The 18,878-nt window shown below is 65.6% G+C and carries 20 protein-coding genes; 13 read left to right on the top strand and 7 right to left on the bottom strand.

Features of this window, described 5'->3' with window-relative positions; all coding sequences use genetic code 11:
* Positions 1-19 precede the first annotated feature (19 nt).
* The 7 genes from ACSFBL_RS28225 to ACSFBL_RS28195 all read left to right on the top strand — a co-directional run bounded on the left by ACSFBL_RS28225 (position 20) and on the right by ACSFBL_RS28195 (position 6,673).
* Positions 20-874, top strand: a complete 855-nt coding sequence (locus ACSFBL_RS28225; RefSeq protein WP_435519133.1) for a fumarylacetoacetate hydrolase family protein — start codon at positions 20-22, stop codon at positions 872-874.
* 34 nt (positions 875-908) lie between these two features.
* The gene (locus tag ACSFBL_RS28220) at positions 909-2,126 is read left to right on the top strand and encodes an amino acid ABC transporter substrate-binding protein (protein ID WP_435519132.1); all 1,218 of its coding nucleotides are present in this window, start codon (positions 909-911) and stop codon (positions 2,124-2,126) included.
* Positions 2,127-2,253: 127 nt separating this feature from the next.
* The gene (locus ACSFBL_RS28215; protein WP_435519131.1) at positions 2,254-3,114 is read left to right on the top strand and encodes a branched-chain amino acid ABC transporter permease; all 861 of its coding nucleotides are present in this window, start codon (positions 2,254-2,256) and stop codon (positions 3,112-3,114) included.
* Positions 3,111-4,922, top strand: a complete 1,812-nt coding sequence (locus ACSFBL_RS28210; RefSeq protein WP_435519130.1) for a branched-chain amino acid ABC transporter ATP-binding protein/permease — start codon at positions 3,111-3,113, stop codon at positions 4,920-4,922. The genes ACSFBL_RS28215 and ACSFBL_RS28210 overlap by 4 nt, the downstream gene beginning before the upstream one ends.
* The gene (locus tag ACSFBL_RS28205) at positions 4,915-5,640 is read left to right on the top strand and encodes an ABC transporter ATP-binding protein (protein ID WP_435519129.1); all 726 of its coding nucleotides are present in this window, start codon (positions 4,915-4,917) and stop codon (positions 5,638-5,640) included. The genes ACSFBL_RS28210 and ACSFBL_RS28205 overlap by 8 nt, the downstream gene beginning before the upstream one ends.
* 2 nt (positions 5,641-5,642) lie before the next feature.
* Positions 5,643-6,212 (top strand): NADPH-dependent FMN reductase, encoded by a 570-nt coding sequence (locus ACSFBL_RS28200; RefSeq protein WP_435519128.1) that lies wholly within the window; start codon positions 5,643-5,645, stop codon positions 6,210-6,212.
* Positions 6,213-6,256: 44 nt separating this feature from the next.
* Positions 6,257-6,673, top strand: coding sequence for an FHA domain-containing protein (locus tag ACSFBL_RS28195; RefSeq protein WP_435519127.1), 417 nt, complete (start codon positions 6,257-6,259; stop codon positions 6,671-6,673).
* On the opposite strand, the gene ACSFBL_RS28190 is transcribed toward ACSFBL_RS28195, so the two are convergent.
* The gene (locus ACSFBL_RS28190; protein WP_435519126.1) at positions 6,674-7,441 is read right to left on the bottom strand and encodes an META domain-containing protein; all 768 of its coding nucleotides are present in this window, start codon (positions 7,439-7,441) and stop codon (positions 6,674-6,676) included.
* A gap of 112 nt (positions 7,442-7,553) precedes the next feature.
* Here ACSFBL_RS28190 and ACSFBL_RS28185 point away from each other — a divergent pair, with 112 nt between their 5' ends.
* Positions 7,554-8,843: an alpha/beta hydrolase gene (locus ACSFBL_RS28185; protein ID WP_435519125.1), complete on the top strand. Its 1,290-nt coding sequence runs from the start codon at positions 7,554-7,556 to the stop codon at positions 8,841-8,843.
* 6 nt (positions 8,844-8,849) lie between these two features.
* Here the strand turns inward: ACSFBL_RS28185 and ACSFBL_RS28180 are convergent, their stop codons facing one another.
* From ACSFBL_RS28180 to ACSFBL_RS28170, 3 genes are all read right to left on the bottom strand, one after another.
* Entirely contained in the window at positions 8,850-9,296 is a 447-nt protein-coding gene (locus ACSFBL_RS28180; protein ID WP_435519124.1) for an EVE domain-containing protein, read from the bottom strand.
* A gap of 111 nt (positions 9,297-9,407) precedes the next feature.
* Positions 9,408-9,974: a hypothetical protein gene (locus ACSFBL_RS28175; RefSeq protein WP_435519123.1), complete on the bottom strand. Its 567-nt coding sequence runs from the start codon at positions 9,972-9,974 to the stop codon at positions 9,408-9,410.
* A gap of 265 nt (positions 9,975-10,239) precedes the next feature.
* A complete protein-coding gene (locus tag ACSFBL_RS28170) occupies positions 10,240-10,488 on the bottom strand; it encodes a hypothetical protein (RefSeq protein ID WP_435519122.1) in 249 nt (82 codons plus the stop codon).
* A gap of 44 nt (positions 10,489-10,532) precedes the next feature.
* On the opposite strand from ACSFBL_RS28170, the gene ACSFBL_RS28165 reads away from it, so the two are divergent.
* Together ACSFBL_RS28165 and ACSFBL_RS28160 are read left to right on the top strand one after the other, a co-directional pair.
* Positions 10,533-11,975, top strand: coding sequence for a sensor histidine kinase (locus ACSFBL_RS28165; RefSeq protein WP_435519121.1), 1,443 nt, complete (start codon positions 10,533-10,535; stop codon positions 11,973-11,975).
* Between the two features lie 90 nt (positions 11,976-12,065).
* Positions 12,066-12,272 carry a hypothetical protein gene (locus ACSFBL_RS28160; RefSeq protein ID WP_435519120.1) on the top strand — a complete coding sequence of 69 codons (207 nt, stop codon included), beginning with the start codon at positions 12,066-12,068 and terminating at the stop codon, positions 12,270-12,272.
* A gap of 37 nt (positions 12,273-12,309) precedes the next feature.
* Here the strand turns inward: ACSFBL_RS28160 and ACSFBL_RS28155 are convergent, their stop codons facing one another.
* A complete protein-coding gene (locus ACSFBL_RS28155; protein ID WP_435519119.1) occupies positions 12,310-12,948 on the bottom strand; it encodes a response regulator transcription factor in 639 nt (212 codons plus the stop codon).
* Positions 12,949-13,207: 259 nt separating this feature from the next.
* On the opposite strand from ACSFBL_RS28155, the gene ACSFBL_RS28150 reads away from it, so the two are divergent.
* A complete protein-coding gene (locus ACSFBL_RS28150; RefSeq protein WP_435519118.1) occupies positions 13,208-13,699 on the top strand; it encodes an H-NS family nucleoid-associated regulatory protein in 492 nt (163 codons plus the stop codon).
* Positions 13,700-13,704: 5 nt separating this feature from the next.
* Here ACSFBL_RS28150 and ACSFBL_RS28145 read toward each other — a convergent pair whose 3' ends face one another.
* Positions 13,705-13,983: a hypothetical protein gene (locus ACSFBL_RS28145; RefSeq protein WP_435519117.1), complete on the bottom strand. Its 279-nt coding sequence runs from the start codon at positions 13,981-13,983 to the stop codon at positions 13,705-13,707.
* 91 nt (positions 13,984-14,074) lie between these two features.
* The gene (locus ACSFBL_RS28140; RefSeq protein ID WP_435519116.1) at positions 14,075-15,907 is read right to left on the bottom strand and encodes an acyclic terpene utilization AtuA family protein; all 1,833 of its coding nucleotides are present in this window, start codon (positions 15,905-15,907) and stop codon (positions 14,075-14,077) included.
* A gap of 152 nt (positions 15,908-16,059) precedes the next feature.
* Here ACSFBL_RS28140 and ACSFBL_RS28135 point away from each other — a divergent pair, with 152 nt between their 5' ends.
* Both ACSFBL_RS28135 and ACSFBL_RS28130 read left to right on the top strand, forming a co-directional pair.
* Positions 16,060-17,235, top strand: a complete 1,176-nt coding sequence (locus ACSFBL_RS28135) for an acyl-CoA dehydrogenase family protein (RefSeq protein WP_435519115.1) — start codon at positions 16,060-16,062, stop codon at positions 17,233-17,235.
* 19 nt (positions 17,236-17,254) lie between these two features.
* The gene (locus ACSFBL_RS28130; RefSeq protein WP_435519114.1) at positions 17,255-18,874 is read left to right on the top strand and encodes an acyl-CoA carboxylase subunit beta; all 1,620 of its coding nucleotides are present in this window, start codon (positions 17,255-17,257) and stop codon (positions 18,872-18,874) included.
* The last annotated feature ends 4 nt before the right edge of the window (positions 18,875-18,878 follow it).

The following is an 18,878-nucleotide window of genomic DNA, read 5'->3' as shown; positions in this document are numbered from 1 at the left end:
CATCTCAAGAAGGATTCCCATGCGCTTTGCAGCTTTCCAGAGCAACGGCCGGCCCGCGCTCGGCCTCCGCCTCGGCGAAGACATCGTCAACCTCACGGCCGCGGGGCTGCCCGCGACGCTCGACGAGTTGTTGCGCGCCGGACCTGACGGCCTGGCCGAGGCCCAGCGGGCCGGTGCATCGGCACGAGCGCGGCTGCCGATCGCCGACATCGACTGGCTGCCGCCGCTGCAGTCGCCGTCGAAGGCCATCGCCGTCGGACTCAACTACGTGGATCATGCGGCCGAAGGCAATTTCGATCCACCGAAATACCCGGTGCTGTTTCACCGCTTTCCCTCGTCCTGGGTCGGCCACAAGCAGCCGCTGGTGCGTCCACACGTGTCGACGCAGTTCGACTACGAAGGCGAGTTGCTGGTCGTCATCGGCAAGGGCGGACGCTACATCGACAAGGGCAGGGCGCTCGACCACGTCGCGGGCTACTCGCTCTTCAACGACGGCTCGATCCGCGACTACCAGTTCAAGTCGGCGCAATGGATGATGGGCAAGAACTTCGATCGCTCCGGCGCCTTCGGCCCCGAGTTCGTCACGGCGGACGAGTTGCCGTCGGGCGCCACCGGGTTGAAGTTGCAGACCCGCCTCAATGGCCAGGTGCTGCAGGAGGCGAACACGCGCGACATGATCTTCGACGTCGCGACGCTGGTGTCGGTGTGCTCCGAGCCCTTCGCCTTGCAGCCGGGGGACATCATCATCGCCGGCACACCTGCGGGCGTGGGCTTCGCGCGCAAGCCGCCGGTCTTCATGAAAGCCGGCGATGTGTGCGAGGTGGAGATCGAAGGGATCGGACTGCTCTCGAACCCGGTCGTCGACGGCGAATGAACGGACAACGAACAACAGCAGCAGGAGACAAAACATGAACATGGACCGTCGGACCTTCGTGGCCGCCGCTGGCGCCCTCGGCGCCAGCGCGCTCTTGACGCACCCGGCCTCGGCGCAGCAGCCCGCGGGCACGCCCATCCGCGTGGGCGGCACGCTGGCGCTGACCGGGCCGCTCTCGGCCACCGGCCTGGTGCACAAGCTCACCGGCGAGATCTATGTCGATTCGCTCAACAAGCGTGGCGGCCTGCTGGGCCGGCCGGTCGAATGGGTGCTGAAGGACGACCAGTCCAAGCCCGACCTGGCGCGTACGCTTTATGAGCAACTGGTGACTTCCGACAAGGTCGATCTGCTCATCGGCCCCTATGCGACAGGCAACATCCTGTCGGCCATGGGCGTGGCGCAGCGCTACAACAAGACGCTGGTGCACCATACCTTCGGCATCCCGAACCTCGCCAAGTACGACCAGCAGTTCCCGGCGTGGTCGATCGGGCCCGATCCGGAGAAGACATTGCCGGCGCTGGTGCTGGATGCGCTGGCGGCTTCGCCGACGCCGCCCAAGACCATCGCGGTCGTGACGAGCAAATTCCCTTCGGTGCATTTCGTCGCGCTGGGCGCGCGCGAAGTCGCCAAGCAGCGTGGCGTGAAGGAGGTGCTGTTCCTCGAATGGGACTTCGGCAATCGCGACTTCGGCCCGATTGCCGGGCGCGTCAAGGAAGCGAATCCCGATTTCATCTGGACCGGTGCGATCGGGCTGGAAGGCAACCAGTTGCTCGACGCGATGAAGAAGATCGACTATGCGCCGCTGCATCACTTCTATCACGTGCCCGCGCCGGCACCGATGCTCAAGGCGCCCGAGGCCAACGGCGCACTTTCTATGACGATCTTCGAAGACCATCCGCCGTTCACCAACAACGCGGTCGCGGCGGAGTTCGTCAAGGTCTACCGCGAGCGTGCTGCCAAGGCCGGCATGCCCGACACCGCCGTCGAGACGCAGGCCGCGGCATCGTTCACCGCGTGGCAGATCATCGAAGCCTCGGTGATCGCGACCAAGGGCCTCGACGACAAGGCCATGGCCGCGTGGCTGCGGGCGAACCAGGTCGACACCATCCAGGGCAAGCTGCGCTTCAACGAGCGCGGCAACTTCGGGGCCGACCTGAGCCGCGTGAAGCAGGTGCAGAACGGCAAGTGGGTCACGGTGTGGCCGGCGGATTGGGCAGCACCGGGCGCGAAGCTCCAGACGCGCGGAACCTGATGCTCGCCCCCAGGCTCGCGCACTTCGTGTCGCTCTCCACCCCCGGCCGGGGGCAATACCGGCGGACCGGCGGAGCCGGGTCCGCGGTATTTCACGACCTTGGGTGCGCGCGCTTTGGGATGCGCGAATGAATTTTCCTAGCGCTACGCTCCTTGCGCAGTCCGTTCTTGCGGGTCTCTTCACAGGCGCGCTTTACGGGCTGCTCGGGCTGGGCTTGAGCCTGTCGTGGGGAATGCTTCGTCAGATCAACCTGGCGCACTTCGCGCTGGCCTTCCTCGGTGCCTACCTGACCTACGAGCTGTCGAGCCATCGCGGGGTCGATCCGCTGCTGACGCTGGTCTTCATCGTGCCGCTGTTCTTCGTGCTGGGCGCGGCGCTGCACTGGGTCCTGACACGCTTCCGGGTGAGTCCCTTCAACTCGCTGCTGGTCACCTTCGGCATCACCGTGATCATCGAGGCGCTGCTGCAATGGACGTGGACGGCCGACTATCGCAAGCTGGAGTCCAGTTATGCCGAACACAAGCTGCGTCTCGGGCCGCTCTTTTTGCCTGTGCCTGAACTGATCACGCTGGGACTGGGCGTCGGGATCTCGCTGGCGGTCTGGCTGGCGTTGCGCCGTACGGACCTGGGCAAGGCAATGCGTGCGGCCGCTGAAGATGCGCCGATCGCTGCCGCCTTCGGGGTCAACCAGAACGCGCTGGCGCTGATGCTCTCGGGACTCAACGCGGCGCTGGCCGGCGTGGCGGGGGTGTGCATCGCGCTGGCCTACACGCTGTCGCCCTCGCAGATCTATGCGTGGATCGGCGTTGTCTTCGCCGCCGTGATGCTGGGCGGGCTCGGCAGGCCGCTCGGCCCCCTGATCGCCGGCTGCATCATCGGCGTGACCGAGGCCGTCACCATGGCGGTGACGGCGCCGTCGTGGGCACCGCTGGTGTCCTTCTCGCTGCTCATGCTCGTGCTGCTGGTGCGGCCGGGGAGGGTGGCGTGAAGCGGTCCCTTCTGTGGATCCTCGCAGCGGGCGCGGGGCTCACGGTCGTGCCCTGGCTCGGCCTGCCGGCCTTCTACGAGTCGATCCTCTACCTGATCCTGCACTGGATCGCGCTTGCGACTTCGTGGAACCTGCTGTCGGGCTACTCGGGTTATTTCTCCTTCGGGCATGGCGCGTTCTTCGGCATCGGCATGTACACCACGGCCACGCTGGCCACGCGCTTCGACATACCTTTTCTCTGGACACTGCCGGCGGCCGCCGCCGTCGCCGCGGCCTTCGGCGCATTGCTGGGCGCGGTGGCGTTCCGGGTGCAGGCGGTACGTGCCGAACTGTTCTCTCTGCTGACCCTGGCCGCGACTTTCGTCGTCGCGACGATCATCCTCAACACGCCGATCGACGGCGGACCGGGGGTCTACATGAGCGCGGTGGCGGTGCCCCACATCGGACCGTCGCCCTCCGGCACCTTCTACCTGCTGGCGCTCTTCGCGGCCGTGCTCACGGTGCTGGCCGCCATCGCGATCTATTACTCGCGCTTCGGCACCGGCCTGTTCGCGATCCATGACGACGAGGACGTCGCCGAAGTCATGGGCGTTCCGACCTATCGCTACAAGCTGGGCGTCTTCGCGCTTTCATGCGGGCTGGCCGGCGTGGTGGGTGGCGTGCACGCGCTGTTCATCTCCTACGTGACGACCGGCGACACCTTCACGATCGCGATGCCGCTCACCGTCGTGCTGATGTCGGTGCTGGGCGGCACTCGCCATTGGGCCGGCCCCATCGTCGGTGCCACCGCCATCACGCTATTGCTCTATGCCTTCACGGGCGGCGACAGCGCCATCATCGGCAAGGGGCTGACCGGCCTCGTGCTGATCGTCGTGATTCTCTTCATGCCGGAGGGCGTGCTGGGCCAGGCGCTGAAATGGTGGGGGGCGCGAAAGGGCGGCACGACGCGCGCGAAGCACGCGCCGATCGCTCCGCCCGTCCGCACGGCGCCGCCGCGCACATCGCCCGCAAGCGGCGCCGTCGTGTTGCGTGCGCAGGGCGTGCGCAAGTCCTTCAAGGGTGTGCAGGCACTGCGCGGCGTGGACCTCGAGGTGCGGCAGGGCGAAATCCTTGGGCTTCTCGGGCCCAACGGTTCGGGCAAGTCCACCTTCATCAACGTCGCGAGCGGACACTATGCCGTGACGGCCGGGTTGATCGAGTTCGCGGGCCGGCGGATTTCCGGCATTCCGGCGCACCGCATCGCACACGGCGGCATCGCGCGCACCTACCAGATCCCGCGACCTTTCGCGCATCTCACAGTGCTCGAGAACGTGGCCTTGCCCGCGATGTTCGGCGCCGCTGCGCTGGACCGTCGCACGGCGGAAGCGGAAGCCTGGCAGTGGCTCGCCTTCACAGGCCTCACCGAGCGCGCGAACGCGCTGCCGGGCGAACTGAACCTGCATCAGCGCAAGTTCCTGGAGTTCGCGCGAGCGCTTGCCTCTCGGCCGCAATTGCTGATGCTCGACGAGGTGCTCTCGGGCCTCACACCGTCGGAGATCGACGAAGCGGTGGCGCTCATCCGCCGCATCCGCGACCAGGGCGCGACCATCGTCTTCGTGGAGCACGTCATGCGCGCGGTGATGGCGCTGTGCGATCGCGTCGTGATCTTCAACCGCGGCGAAGTGCTGGCGGAAGGTACGCCGCGTGACGTGATGCAGCGGCCCGAAGTGGTCGCGGCCTACCTCGGCCATGCCATGGAGGAGGGCGGCCCCGCCCGTGCGACCGCCGCGTCGGCGTCGGTCACCGCCCCGGAGCCGGCCCATGCTTGAACTGCAGTCGATCCGGGTCGCCTACGGGCAGGCAACGGCGCTGTGGGATGTCTCGCTGTCGATCGGCCAGGGCGAGCTGCTGTGTGTCGTCGGCCCGAACAGCGCCGGCAAGAGCACGCTCATCAACGCGATCGCCGGCCTGCATCGCATCTGCGCGGGACGGATGGCGTTCGATGGCGAGGACATTTCGCGCCTCGCGCCGCATCGCTTCTGCGCACGCGGCATCGCGCTGGTCCCCGAGGGTCGCCGTCTCTTCACTGAGATGACCGTGCGCGAGAACCTCGAACTCGGCAGCTACCTTCCGGCCGCGCGCGCCGAACGCGCACGCTCGCTGGAACGCGTCTGCGCGCTGTTCCCCGCATTGACCGAAAAGCTGGCGCACCCGGCCGGCTCGCTGTCCGGCGGGCAGCAACAGATGGTGGCGATCGGCCGGGCGCTGATGGCGCAGCCGCGACTGCTGTTGCTCGACGAACCTTCGCTGGGCCTGGCGCCAAGCATCGTGCTCGACATGTTCGACGCCATCCGCCGCATCCACGCAGAGGGCATCGCCGTCCTGCTGGTGGAGCAGAACGTCAGCATGGCGCTCGACATCGCCGAGCGTGCCGCCGTGCTGGAAGAGGGACGCATCGTCGCCGTGGGCCGGCCCGATGAACTGATGGCCCGCCCCGAACTGCGACGCGCCTACCTCGGCCTCGAAACCGTCCACACCACGAACTGAACATGACACAACCCATCCAAGTCGGCGTCATCGTCGGCAGCAACCGCCGCGAATCCATCAACCGCAAGCTCGCGCAGGCCATCGTCAAGCTGGCGCCGCCCTCGTTGCGCTTCGAGGACATCCGCATCGACGACCTGCCGATGTACAACGGCGATCTCGAAGGCGCCCGGCCCGACACGGTGAACCGCTTCACCGCCGCCGTCGCTGCCTGCGATGCGGTGCTGATCGTGATGCCCGAGCACAACCGCTCGCTGACGGCAGTGCTCAAGAATGCCATCGACTGGGGCTCGAAGCCGACCGACAAGAGCGTGTGGCGCGACAAGCCCGCAGCCATCACGGGTACATCGCCCGGCGCCAGCGGCACCGTGACCGGCCAACAGCACCTGCGGCAGATCCTGGGCAGCCTCGGCGCGACGGTGATGGGCGGCGAGGCGTACATCTCCTTCAAGCCCGAGTTGCTGGATGGCGAGGGCGGCATTGCGAACGAGTCGACGCGGGCGTTTCTCCAGGCTTATATCGACAAGTTCGCCGTGCTGGCCGGCAAGCTGGCGTCGAACTCTCACACTGCCTGAAGGCCCGCTACCATCGCCGTGCAACGACCGGAGCGCGATACGGCATGCCCCAACTCATCCTGACGACGGCCGGCGGAGGGACCCACCAGTTCCTCCTGAAGCCGCATGACAACACGCTGGGGCGGGGCGTCTCGAACGACATCGTCATCCCCTCCGCCGAGGCCAGCCGGCAGCATGCGGTCATCACCGTCGAGGCGGCGTTCGTCACCATCAAGGATGTGGGCAGCCGCAACGGCACCTTCGTCAATGGCGAACGCATCGAGAGCCAGGTGCTCGTCGAAGGCGACGTCATCCGTCTCGGTGCCCAGGAGTTGAGGTTCATCGCGGACGACCAGGAATTCAGCCGGGTCGAAGCGCTGCGCGTGCCCACGGTGCCCAGCTTTCCGCCCAGCCTCGATCGCGACCATGACCATGCGCCGACGATGCCTGACGAGCCGCAGAGCCGACGGGGCAAGCTCTGATCAGTTGGACGCAGTCCCCCGGGTGCCGACCAGCGTTCTTTCTCCGTCCGGTCGATGCATGTCGAGAAGGCCGCCACTGATGCTCCAGGTCGTTGTCGACTTGAGCGCCGACAGGAATTCCCTTTCCTGTTGCATGACGCCTTCTCCGGTGCACATGCGGCGCGTGGTGGCCACGGGGCCGAACGCGATCTGGTCGCCAGCGACCTTGTAGGTGGCCCGGAAGGTGTTGCAGCCGGCAAAGCCCTTCACGAGGCCGCCCTGGAAGCTCAGGTTGATCGTCGTGCCGATCTTCGGGCTCAGCACGGCCTGCCGGCGGTTGTTGAAGCCGGTGATCGTCGTACTCAGGCCCTCGAGGGTGGGGGTGGGCTCCGCCTTGAACGACAGGGCCGTCTCGCCGGCCTCCGTCTTCAGGCTGAGCCGGCCTTCGGCAACGACGGGGCGGAAGGTGCCGGCCAGCGCGCGGTGGACGGCGCTCTCGACGGCCATCGACGCGGGGTCGCAGGCCATCATCGAGCCCGCCAGTTTGTCGATGACGAGGCGTTCCTGCCTGAAGACGTATGAACCGAAATACCGGTTGCAGCCCGAGAAGCCACTGATGCGCCCCTTCTCGAAGCGCGCGGTAACCGATTTCGGCCCACTGGGCAGGCGGCTCGCGTCGAAGCCGCGAAGATCGGTGAGTTGCCAGGTCGGGCCTTCGAACTCCGCGGCAGACGCCGGAACGGCCAGGGCTGCAAGCATGATCAGTGTCAGTGGTGCCTTGGGCTTCACGTCGGATCCTTCGTTCCTCGGGTTGAGCGAGCTTTCATCTTAGCCATGGCCGTCGGCGATGATGAGCGCTTCATTCAACGCTATCGTCGTGCGTCCGTCCATCCGTTCAACCATGCAATTGAAACGCACCTTTGAATCCGGCCTGCTCAAGGTCACGCTGACCTTTGTCGCGCTGCTGTCGCTGGGCCTGTTGTCAGGTTGCGATACACCCGTTCGGCTCATGCCGACACCGGTCACCTTCAGCAATGGCGACGTCGACCCCTTCGAGACGATCGGCCCCAAGCTGCAGACCACGGAAGTCCCGGTGTTCTACGCGACCAACCGGCTCGCATTGATCGAGGAGCCCGAGCCGCTGCACACCATCGTGCCCACCGACGACCTGCGTTTCGGGGTGGCCCATGTCCGAGTCGGCGACGAGACGCTCGACTGGGAGACGCTCCACAGGCTCTCCACCAGCGCCGATCCGGCGGAAAGACCCATCGTCCACCTGGAGCGTCTCGAGCAGATGGCCGTGCTTAACGCCAAGCAGGAAGTGAAGAACTCGCCGGAGGCACAGGCCTTTTTCGCGATGGTGAACAAGGCCCTGGAAGCCAGCCCGAACAGCGAGCTGCTCATCTATGTGCATGGCTCCAACAACACGGTCCCGCGTGCGGCTGCGCAGGCGGCGCAGTTCCGGCATTTCACGGGGCGGCGCATGGTGGTGCTGTCATTCATGTGGCCTTCCGCGGGGTCGATCCTGCGCTACCTCACGGATGTCAACAACGCGGCACGGACGGTCGAGCCGTTCGCGCGGCTGGTCGAGCTCCTGGCCGAGAACACCAAGGCGTCGCGCATCGACGTGCTGGCCTACAGCGCCGGGGCGCAGGTCCTGAGCCCGGCATTGGCGCACTTGGCGACGCCTCGGCCCGGTGAGTCGAGGGCGGACCTGCAGGCGCGGTTGCGACTGGGCCAGATCTATTTCGCGGCGCCCGACATCGACACCCGACGCTTCGTCAATGAACTGGGCGTGTACATCGACATCATCGACCGCGTCAGCATCGCGGCGAATCTCAATGATTCGGTGCTGCGCTTTGCCGCCATCGTCGGCCGTGCATCGCGCGCAGGCCGGCCCGACATCACCGAACTGAACGCCGACCAGACGCGCTTCCTCGTGGAGGCGTCGCAGAAACTGCGCTTCGACCTGATCCGCGTGGACCCGAACGACATTCCCAACCTGCCGGAGAGCTCCCACGATTTCTGGTACGACGACCCATGGGTGAGCGGCGACATGCTTGCGCAGTTCCTGCTCAGTGCGCCGCCGCCGCGGCGCGGGCTCGACGAACAGCGGTCGTCCGGCGGCGCGCGCTACTGGACCTTTCCGTCCGACTTCTACGACCGCATCTACCGGCTGTTCAGGCGCTGAAAGCGTTCAGGCCAGCATCTTGTCGGCGATCAGGTGCCAGTGCACTTCGTCGACCGGCGTGATCGACAGCCGGTTGCCCCTGCGCAGCACCACCATGTCGGCCAGTTCGGGCGTGGAGCGCATTTCGGGCAGGGAGAGCAGGCGGGTCTTGCGCAACGCCTGCACGTCCAGCAGCAGCCAGCGTGGCGCCTCCGGCTTGGAAGCTTCGTCGTGGTAGGGCGAGGAAGGATCGAACTGCGTCGGATCGGGTCGCGTGCCGGACGCGACGCGGGCGATGCCCACGACGCCCGGCTCGGGGCAGCTCGAGTGATAGAACAGGACGCCGTCGCCGACATGCATTGCATCCCGCATGAAGTTGCGCGCCTGGTAGCTGCGCACGCCGGTCCATGGGACGGTGGCATTCGGCGCGGCCAGCGCGTCGTCGATCGAGCATTCGTCCGGCTCGGATTTCATCAACCAGTATTGGGGCACTTCTGGATCTCTCGCTCGCCCGACCTTGGCGAGGTTCACCGCGCATCATAGAAGTGCCGGGGACGGCTCACAAGACCGTCCGGACGGGCCTGGCTATTTCCTGCCGCGTCGGCTGACCAGGCGGCCGAGGGCGGCGCGGACACCCGGCTTGTCCCGGACGCCGGCTGCAATCGGCGTCGCGCGGTACAGCGCGCGCTGCTCTTCCAGCACGACCTTGAGCGCGGCGAGATTGCGTTCGCTGTAGACCCATACGCCGGAGACCACGAAGTGGCCCGGCAGCGCATCGGCCCTGGGCGTGATCTGGACATTCACGGCGCCGATGCGGTCGACCGTTTCGACACGCGAACTGGCCTGTTCCGCGCCGCCGCCAAGGACATCGACCCGCCGCGTGAAAGCGAAGCTGATCGCCTGGATCTGGTGGAAGTGCTCGGCGACGAAAGCGCAGATCTCCAGGAAGATCAGGCGTCCGACGTGACGGCGTTCGTCGCGGACGACCCGCGTCGGCATGAAGGCTTCCACATGCAGCTCGGTTCCCATGTTCAGCACCGGCACGGGGTCGAGCGTCCCGAGAAGGACGCTTCCGTCATAGACATGCATGGGGAGGCCCAGCGCGTAGGGGTTCGCTTCGGGCCCGGTGATCCGGAGTTTCTTGAAGGTCATGAATGGCGTGCGGGGCGGGCCTCATGGCGTCAGCGCGCGCGCACGGGTACAACGCTTTTCTGTTTGGGCGAGACTGTAGTGGGTTCGAAATCGGCAATCAGACGCGATTGCAGATAGTTTCGATACGGACAAGACGAATTTCACGCATCCGCGATCGGATACGCAAGAGGCTCTCAATGAAAACTTTGATTCTGACTGTAGCCATCCTCCTGGCCGGTTGCGGACAGCCGCCTTCGACGGCCATGCAACCGCCCCAAGCCGGCAACTACTGCTCGGCGCCGGTTTCAGGATCCTGCCTGGGATGCGACATCAGTTGTCCGGCGAAAGTCAGGGCCTCCTGCAAGACGGGCAGCAGCACGACGACGAACACCGGCAGTTCGTGCACCCGCGCGGCGTCATGCACATGCCAATAGCCCGGGCAGGGCGAGTGATTTGGGATGAACGGCACTACGTCACGGATTGCGGGGTGTTCCCGGGTTGCGACAGCAGGCGCAAACACCGACGCTTTGGGCACTCGAACTTTCCGGTCCGTGAATGACGAACCAGGCAGCCCCCGCGATGCCCGTCCCTGCCCGTGCAAGCGTGTCGTCGTCCCGCGCGACTTCGGGCCAGGAGCCCGGGCCGGGCGACGCCGACGATGCGGCCGGGTCGAATCGGTCCGGCTGGATCCTGGCACAGCTGACCCGCCACTACCTGCGCCAGTCGCGCAGCCGACAGGTCATCGGCATCGCGCTGATGTTGGCGATGGCCGCGCTGTGCTGGGGCAGGGGCGATCCAGTTGCGGTATCGGCCTGGCTCGTCGCCGGCTTCGGAATCGCCGCGCTGCGCTATCGGGTCGGCCGCATCTACGTGCGTGACCATCCGAGCGCCAGCTACGACAGGCTGAACCTGTTCCTGGCCAAGGTCGCGCCCATCTTCATCCTCGAAGCGCCGTTCTGGGGCTTGTCCGTTCTTCTCTTTCTCGGGCGCATTCCGGACGCCAATCAGCTTGCCTGCTGGCTCATCCTGGCGATCATCATCTATGGGCCGCTCACGCGACTGGCGCTGATTCCCTTCCTTCTCTATTGGTCGGTCAATTCGATCTTCATCGTCATGCTGTCGTGCGTGCTCTTCGTGGTTGCCCACGAACCCACGCTCAGTGCGCTCAACTACTGGATCGTCGCCCTCGCGCTGTTCAACTGGGCGGTGATCATCTGGCTTGGCAAGGCGGTGCATGCCAACCAGGAGGAGCACTTCGGTCTGCAGTACGACCTCGCCCTGAAAGAGCGCCAGGCCACCGAAGCAGTAAAGACGAAGAATCGCTTCCTGGCTGCCGCCACCCACGACATGCGGCAACCCGTCTCCGCATTGGCCTTGTACGCGGACTTCCTGAAGGACAACCCCGAGACGCACGCGGAACTCGCGCCCAAGATCGCCAGGGCGACGGCGGCAGTCAGCCATCTCTTCAATTCGCTCTTCGATCTCTCGACCCTGGACAGCGGCCAGATCCAACTGTCGATCGAGCCCGTTCAGATCGCGGACATCGTCCATGACCTGCAGGTGCAATACGAGCCACTTGCGGAAGCGAAGAGCATACGGCTGCGGGTGCGCACGGGTCAGGCCGTCATTCATTCGGATCGCGTGCGGCTGCAACGGATGGTCGGCAACGTCCTGTCCAACGCCATCAAGTACAGCAAGCCCGGCAAGAAGATACTGCTCGCGGCGCGCTTGCAGCAGGGCGACGTGGTGGTCGAAGTCTTCGACCAGGGCATCGGCATTCCGGCCGATCAGATCGAACGCGTCTTCGAGGAGTTCTACCGGGTCAATGACGAAGGCGCACCGACGGCGGACGGCGTGGGCCTGGGTCTCTCGGTGGTTGCTCGACTCGCTCGCGCATTGAAGTCCGAGGTTCGACTCGACTCCGTGGCGGGCAAGGGCACGCGTTGTTCGATGCGACTCGGGGATCTGGTGGACATTGCAAAGTCGAGGCCAAACGTGACTTCTGACCGCTCTCCGAGCTGAGCAAGTGCCGGGGATGCGCCAAATGGCGGATGCACAAGACGCCGGCCCGCATGCAGACTGTCGAACGTCACAACACGAAGAGGTCGAGGAATGGAATTCATGCACTGGCTATGCATTGGCGCGGGACTGGGCGTCGCGGCGACGGGATGGTTCCTCGTCGTGCCCCTGTACCGCGGCTGGCGGCCACTCAACGATCGAATGACCGACCAGGTCACGCAGTCCGCCGCGCTGGTGCAGGAGTGCAACACCTCGTTGGGCGCTGGAACAGCCTTCGGACGGCTTTCGACGATTCGTTGACCGGCCTCGCGGCCGGCAATCCCGGGCGGAGATTCGATCAGATCCCGGTGCCGCTCGAGAACTGCTCCGACTGGGGCGAGAGCAGGCCGTTCGTTCTCGCATAGTGCAGCGCCTGCGTCCGGCTGCTGACGCCGATGCGCTTGTACAACCGCCACATGTGCACCTTTACGGTGTCTTCGCTGATTTCCAGACGCTGCGCCATCTCGCGATTGCCGAGTCCTTCGTTAAGCAATTGCACCAGTTGGCGCTGGCGCTTCGTCAATCGACCGCCCGGCGCGGGGACCTCATCGCTGTCCGTATCGCTCTCGATGTCGTCGATCAGCAGCGCACGCAGTGACGCGGCCAGTTGCGTGGCGCCGCTGGCCTTGTCGATATAGATGTCGGCACCGTGCGCGAGGCATTGCGCCTCCATGTCCGCCGCCGGCGAAGCCGAATAGACGGCGAGCGGAACGCTCGAGAAGCTTTGCTTGATCGCAATCACGCCCGAACAACCCGTGGTGTCCGGCAGGTTCAGGTCCAGGCAGAACAGGTCGGGGCTGCCGTGCTTCACCACGGCGTCGTCCAATCGGGAAAGGCGGTCCAGTTCGACGATATTGGCCGCGGGACGCACTCTGCGCAGCACCATGGAGACTGCGTCCCTGATGAGTGGATGGTCGTCGATCACGTAAATGCTCATGTCGTCTTCTTGTCCAGGCTGTCGAGTTGATTGAGAGCTTTTGATCCTCGCATGACCCACCCCGCAATCCATGACGGCAGGCTCCGGCAGTTGGACTCTGCGAGGCCTTTGTCACATTCGGCTTGCTTTGAAACCCGAATCCCCGGAACTTCTCGCCATTGAAAAAAGGGATGCCAGCATTCAGAAAAAGGACGCTTTTCAGATATGTAAGGCATTGGGGCTAAGCTATAGCCCTTGATTGAATTGACAAAGGCGGCTCATGACTCAGACCTATTCCCAGCTTCAGAAGAAGATTGCAATGCTGCAACGGCAGGCGGACGCCCTCCGCGAGAAGGAAGTTTCAGGCGTCGTTTCGCGCATCAAGGTGGCCATCGATCACTATGGATTGACCGCGAGCCAACTCGGCTTCGGCTCGGCGTCGACCGGCAAGAAGACCGCTTCGAAGTCTGCGGCCGCACCGTCGGGCGCCAAGTACAGCGACGGCAACGGCAACTCGTGGTCGGGTCGCGGTCCGCGCCCTCATTGGCTGCGCGATGCGTTGGCGTCGGGAAAGTCGCTCGATGAATTCTCGACCGGTGCCGCTGCGGCGGCGCCGGGCAAAACAGGCAGGACGCGCAAGTTCAAGCGTCGCCCTTCGTCGGTGCTGTATCGCGATGGAAGCGGCAACTCATGGACTGGCCGTGGTCCTCAACCGCGCTGGATGAAAGAGGCCCTTGCCAGCGGCAAGACGCTCGAGGAATTGAGAGGCTGAAGCCTTCAAACGAGCGCGCCGGGCATCGTCATGATGTCCCAGGCGCCGCCGAAGCCACTCGGAATGGGTCGCTCGACCGGGGCCTGCATCGTCGCGAGGACCGCGCGCCCGGCTTCCTGCGCGGCCTGGTACGACGGCAGCGGTCCGATCGCGGAATCGATGAGGGTGGGGGAGAGCCGAAGCCAGCCTCCCGGTTGAACGATCAACCAATAGAAATGCCCGGCAATGGGTTCTTCGACGACTAGGCTCAGGGCTGGCTTCATTCGCTGTGAAATCAAGTTCATGCGGGCCCCATTGGATCGCGGAGCGCAGTGGCCTCCCAAGGTAGGAAGTCACAGCCGTCGGCGAAATCTAAAGTTCTCGGGAACCCGTCCCTCACGAACGCCCGGAAGCCTTGTTGGCGACATGGTTCGCCGCGGCTTCGGCCACGTCGAGCGGGACGCGGATCGTCATGTCGAGCAGCATCTGGGCCATGCCCTTGCCGAGCGGGTCCATGCGCATCGACGAAGGGCCGCCGCCGTCCAGCGCGTCGTGCAGCAACAGGTTCATCGACGCCGTGCCCGGCAGGTAGAAGCGCTCGACCGGCCCCTGGACGAGATGCGCGAAGTAGTCGCGCACGACCTGCGGCGTCACGCGGTTCCACAGCAGGGGCATCCACTCGGGACGACGGGCGACGAGCCCGATGTTGGAGAGATCGCCCTTGTCGCCGCTGCGTGCGTACGCGAGCTGGATCAGGCTCACTTCCTCCATCGGCTCGCCGGAGTCCGACCATGCTGCGGGCAATTCGATGGCCGGGTCTTCCGCATCCTCTGAGAACGTCGGAATCGAAACCGGCCGCCGCTCGCCATCGAGCACGAATGCCACCGGCACATCATTCCTGTCGAGTAGGAAGGAGAAGGGCTTGATCAGGGGCGACACGGCGGGCCGGCCGCCGCCAGGGCCGGTCGTGCCGGGTGCCCACGAAGTACCCGCCGGCGCGATCTCGCGTGCGAACATCGCGAGCGCCGCCTTCTGCGGATGATTCGCCACCACACGCATCATCACCTCACGCGCATGCTGCGTCCGTGCATGCGGCCCGTACAGCGACTCCAATCCGATCACTTCGATGTGGGTCGATGTGAAAGGCGGCTGGCCGCTCTCGCGCAGGATGCGGCTCGTTCGCTCGATGATCGCGTGGGCCGTGCGCCGCGCCTTCTTCCCGGCATCGATGCCGATGATCACCATGCTGCCGGCGCAACGAAAGCCGTCGAGTTCGGTCGCGGACACCTTGTAGGCCGGGGAGGGCGCACGGCCCTTCGCGGCGCTGACGTGCACGCGGTTCTCCGCCTGCTGCTCGATGACGACATGGCGGAAATCGCAGGTCACGTCGGGCAGCATGTAGGCGGCCGGGTCGCCGATCTCGTAGAGCATTTGCTCGGCGACCGCGGCGCGGATCACCTTGCCGCCGGTGCCTTCGGGCTTCGTGACGACGAAGCTGCCATCGGCATGGCACTCGACGATCGGATAGCCCATGTTCGCCCAGTCGGGGATGTCTTCCCAGTCGGTGTGCAGGCCGCCCGTCGCCTGGCATCCGCATTCGATGATGTGGCCGGCGAGACTGCCGGAGGCCAGCAGGTCGAAGTCCTCGCTCGACCAGCCGAACTCGTGCATCAGCGGACCGAGGGTGACGGCGCTGTCGACGCAACGGCCGGTGATCACCACCTCCGCGCCTGCCGCCAGCGCCTCGGCGATCGGCACCGCGCCCAGGTAGGCGTTGGCGCTCAGCACCTTCTCGGGCAGTCGCTCGCCGGTGAACATGTCCTTGACGCCACGCTCGCGCAGCGCGGGCATCATCGCGCTGACGTCATCGCCCTCGACGACGGCGATGCGCAGCGCGATGCCTTCCGCCTCCGCCATCGCCCGCAGCGCATCGGCACACCCGTGTGGGTTGATGCCGCCTGCATTGCTGATCACCTTGATGCCTTGCCGCTTCACTTCGCCCAGCACGGACTTCATGGCGATCTCGACGAAATCGGTGGCGTATCCCATCTCCGGCTTTCGCGCCCGCGCGGCCGCGAGGATCGCCATCGTGGTCTCCGCGAGGTAGTCGAACACCAGGTAGTCGAGCCGGCCGAGTTTCACCAGTTGCGGCGCGGCGACCATGCTGTCGCCCCAGAAGCCCGAAGCGCCGCCGATGCGGACAATCTTCTGTGCGGTTGATTCGGTCATGGCTCTTTTCCTGCGCGAAGGCGATGCATTCAGCTTATCGGGAGAGGGGCCCGGAGGGCTTGTGCCAAGTCGCTATCGATCGCCCGATAGCCACTCCGCGCAAGACCTCCGCAGGCACGAAGGCTAGCCTCCAGGGCCATGAGGAGTCACCCATGGAATTCCTGGATGCGCCGCCGCTGCCTTTCTATTTCAGTCCGGACCACGAGCAGTTCCGCGCGAGCTTGCGCGAATTCATCGCGCGCGAAATCACCCCCTATGTGAACGAGTGGGACGAGGCGGAGACTTTCCCGCGATCGCTGTACAGACGAGCCGCCGAGCTGGGCGTGCTCGGGCTCAACTACCCCGAGGAATACGGCGGCACGCCGGCGGACCTGTTCTACCAGGTGGTGGTGGCGGAAGAATTCGCCCGGTGCGGCTGCGGCGGCATCCAGGCTTCCCTCAATTCCCACAGCATCGCGCTGCCGCCCATTCTTGCGGCCGGCAGCGAAGCGCTCAAACACCGCGTGCTGCCGCCGGTGCTCGCGGGGCAGAAGATCGCGGCATTGGCGGTGACCGAACCTTCGGGCGGCTCCGACGTCGCAAGTCTCCTCACGACCGCCATCCGCGACGGCGACCATTACGTCGTCAACGGCGAGAAGACCTTCATCACCTCCGGCATTCGCGCCGACTTCATCACCACCGCCGTGCGGACCGACCCTTCGAACAAGGGCGCCGGCGGCATCTCCGTGCTGGTGATCGACGGCGACACGCCGGGGCTCACCCGCACGCCGCTCAGGAAAATGGGCTGGTGGAGCTCGGACACCGCGCACCTGCGCTTCGACAACTGCCGCGTGCCTGTCGCCCATCTGGTCGGTGAAGAGAACCGCGGCTTCAAGACTTTCATGAACAACTTCAATTCGGAGCGCCTGTTCATGTCGGCGCTGGCCTGCGGCATGGCCGAGGTCTGCCTGGAGGAAGCGGTCGACTGGACGCGCCAGCGCGTGTCCTTCGGCACGCCCTTGTCCGAGCGGCAGGTCGTGCGGCACAAGCTGATGGACATGACCCTTCGCATCGACGCCGCACGCACGCTCGTCTACGACCTGACCTACCGCATCCAGCACCAACTGGACGACCCGGCGCGTCTGGTGGCGCGCGTCTGCCTTGCCAAGGTACAGGCGACGCAAGCCATGCAGTTCTGCGCGGACCAGGCCGTGCAGCTTCTCGGCGGCATGGGCTACATGCGCGGCACGAAGAGCGAGCGCATCTACCGCGAAGTGAAGGTCATGATGATCGGCGGCGGCTCGGAAGAGGTGATGAAGGATCTGGCAGCCCGCCAGTTCGGCGTCTAGGACAACAAGGGCAAGGCACATGGCAACCATCGAGTCGAGCATCTCTACCGGCAGCGAATCCTTCCAGGCGAATCGGGAGGGCATGCTGGCCCTGATCGAGCGCGTGCGTGGCTACGAGGAACGCAGCGCCGTGACCTCCGCCAGGTCGCGCGAGCGCTTCGAGAAGCGGGGGCAACTGCTGCCGCGCGAACGGCTGTCGCTGCTGCTCGACCCCGGCACGCCCTTTCTGCCGATCTGCTCGCTGGCCGGACTGGGCCTGGACAACCCCGACCTGGAGAAGAGCGTTCCGGGCGGTGGCGTCATCAGCGGCATCGGCTGGGTGTCAGGGGTTCGCGTCATGGTGAACGCCTCCGACTCCGGAATCGATGCCGGCGCCCTGCAGCCGATGGGCATACCGAAGCAATTGCGCGTGCAGGAACTGGCGCTGGAGAACAAGCTGCCTTATGTGCAACTCGTGGAGAGCGCAGGCGCCAACCTCATGACCTACAAGGTCGAGGAGTTCATCACCGGCGGCAGCCTGTTCCGCAACCTCGCGCGCATGTCGGCCGCCGGGTTGCCGGTGATCACCGTGACGCACGGTTCATCGACCGCGGGCGGTGCCTACCAGACGGGCCTGTCGGACTACATCGTGATGGTGCGGGACCGCTCGCGTGCCTTTCTCGCAGGCCCGCCGCTGCTCAAGGCCGCGACGGGCGAGATCGCGACCGAGGAAGAACTGGGTGGCGCGGTCATGCACACCTCGATCTCCGGCCTCGGTGACTACCTGGCCGAGGACGATCGCGACGCCATCCGCATCGCGCGCGAGATCCTGGCCCATATCGACTGGAACCGCGACATGCCGCCCGAGCGCCCGGCCCATTTCAAGCCGCCGCGCTACGACGCCGAGGAACTGCTGGGCATCATGCCGATGGACCCGAAGCGGCCGGTGGACATGAAGGAGGTCATCGCGCGGATCGCCGACGATTCGGAATTCCTGGAGTTCGGCGAGAACTACGGCAGCGCCACCGTCGTCGGGCATTGCAAGATCGAGGGCCTGCCGGTCGGCGTCGTCACCAACAACGGCCCGATCGATCCGGCCGGTGCGACCAAGGCGACGCATTTCATCCAGGCCTGCTGCCAGTCGAAGACGCCGATCCTCTACCTCAACAACACCACCGGCTACATCGTCGGCAAGGCCTACGAGGAGGCCGGCATCATCAAGCACGGCTCCAAGATGATCCAGGCCGTGACCAATGCGACGGTGCCCCAGATCACGATCTACTGCGGCGCGTCCTTCGGCGCGGGCAACTACGGCATGTGCGGTCGCGGCTTTCATCCGCGCTTCTGCTTCTCGTGGCCCAACGCCAAGACCGCGGTGATGGGCGGCGAGCAGGCCGCGAAGACGATGGTCATCGTGACCGAGGCGGCCATGAAGCGGAAGGGCGAGGTCGACCAGGGCAAGCTCGATGAGCTGGAGCGCCGCATCGTCGACCGCTTCGACAGCCAGATGAGCGTGTTCACCACGAGCGCGCGCGTGCTCGACGACGGCGTCATCGATCCGCGCGACACGCGGGCCGTGCTCGCCAAGGTGCTGGCGATCTGCCGCGAGTCGGAACTGCGCCAGCCGAAGCCCATGCAGTTTTCCGTCGCACGCCCCTGAACCT

The organism is Variovorax glacialis, from assembly GCF_051216375.1.
GTDB lineage: Bacteria > Pseudomonadota > Gammaproteobacteria > Burkholderiales > Burkholderiaceae_C > Variovorax.
Note: the sequence above shows the minus strand (reverse complement) of the source record. Positions and strands in the feature narration are given on the sequence as shown.

Coding starts and splice junctions, on each gene's coding strand:
- ACSFBL_RS28225 (WP_435519133.1), top strand. CDS start 20: ATGCGCTTTGCAGCTTTCCAGAGCAACGGCCGGCCCGCGCTCGGCCTC.
- ACSFBL_RS28220 (WP_435519132.1), top strand. CDS start 909: ATGAACATGGACCGTCGGACCTTCGTGGCCGCCGCTGGCGCCCTCGGC.
- ACSFBL_RS28215 (WP_435519131.1), top strand. CDS start 2,254: ATGAATTTTCCTAGCGCTACGCTCCTTGCGCAGTCCGTTCTTGCGGGT.
- ACSFBL_RS28205 (WP_435519129.1), top strand. CDS start 4,915: ATGCTTGAACTGCAGTCGATCCGGGTCGCCTACGGGCAGGCAACGGCG.
- ACSFBL_RS28200 (WP_435519128.1), top strand. CDS start 5,643: ATGACACAACCCATCCAAGTCGGCGTCATCGTCGGCAGCAACCGCCGC.
- ACSFBL_RS28195 (WP_435519127.1), top strand. CDS start 6,257: ATGCCCCAACTCATCCTGACGACGGCCGGCGGAGGGACCCACCAGTTC.
- ACSFBL_RS28185 (WP_435519125.1), top strand. CDS start 7,554: ATGCAATTGAAACGCACCTTTGAATCCGGCCTGCTCAAGGTCACGCTG.
- ACSFBL_RS28180 (WP_435519124.1), bottom strand. CDS start 9,296: ATGAAATCCGAGCCGGACGAATGCTCGATCGACGACGCGCTGGCCGCG.
- ACSFBL_RS28175 (WP_435519123.1), bottom strand. CDS start 9,974: ATGACCTTCAAGAAACTCCGGATCACCGGGCCCGAAGCGAACCCCTAC.
- ACSFBL_RS28165 (WP_435519121.1), top strand. CDS start 10,533: ATGCCCGTCCCTGCCCGTGCAAGCGTGTCGTCGTCCCGCGCGACTTCG.
- ACSFBL_RS28160 (WP_435519120.1), top strand. CDS start 12,066: ATGGAATTCATGCACTGGCTATGCATTGGCGCGGGACTGGGCGTCGCG.
- ACSFBL_RS28155 (WP_435519119.1), bottom strand. CDS start 12,948: ATGAGCATTTACGTGATCGACGACCATCCACTCATCAGGGACGCAGTC.
- ACSFBL_RS28150 (WP_435519118.1), top strand. CDS start 13,208: ATGACTCAGACCTATTCCCAGCTTCAGAAGAAGATTGCAATGCTGCAA.
- ACSFBL_RS28145 (WP_435519117.1), bottom strand. CDS start 13,983: ATGAACTTGATTTCACAGCGAATGAAGCCAGCCCTGAGCCTAGTCGTC.
- ACSFBL_RS28140 (WP_435519116.1), bottom strand. CDS start 15,907: ATGACCGAATCAACCGCACAGAAGATTGTCCGCATCGGCGGCGCTTCG.
- ACSFBL_RS28135 (WP_435519115.1), top strand. CDS start 16,060: ATGGAATTCCTGGATGCGCCGCCGCTGCCTTTCTATTTCAGTCCGGAC.
- ACSFBL_RS28130 (WP_435519114.1), top strand. CDS start 17,255: ATGGCAACCATCGAGTCGAGCATCTCTACCGGCAGCGAATCCTTCCAG.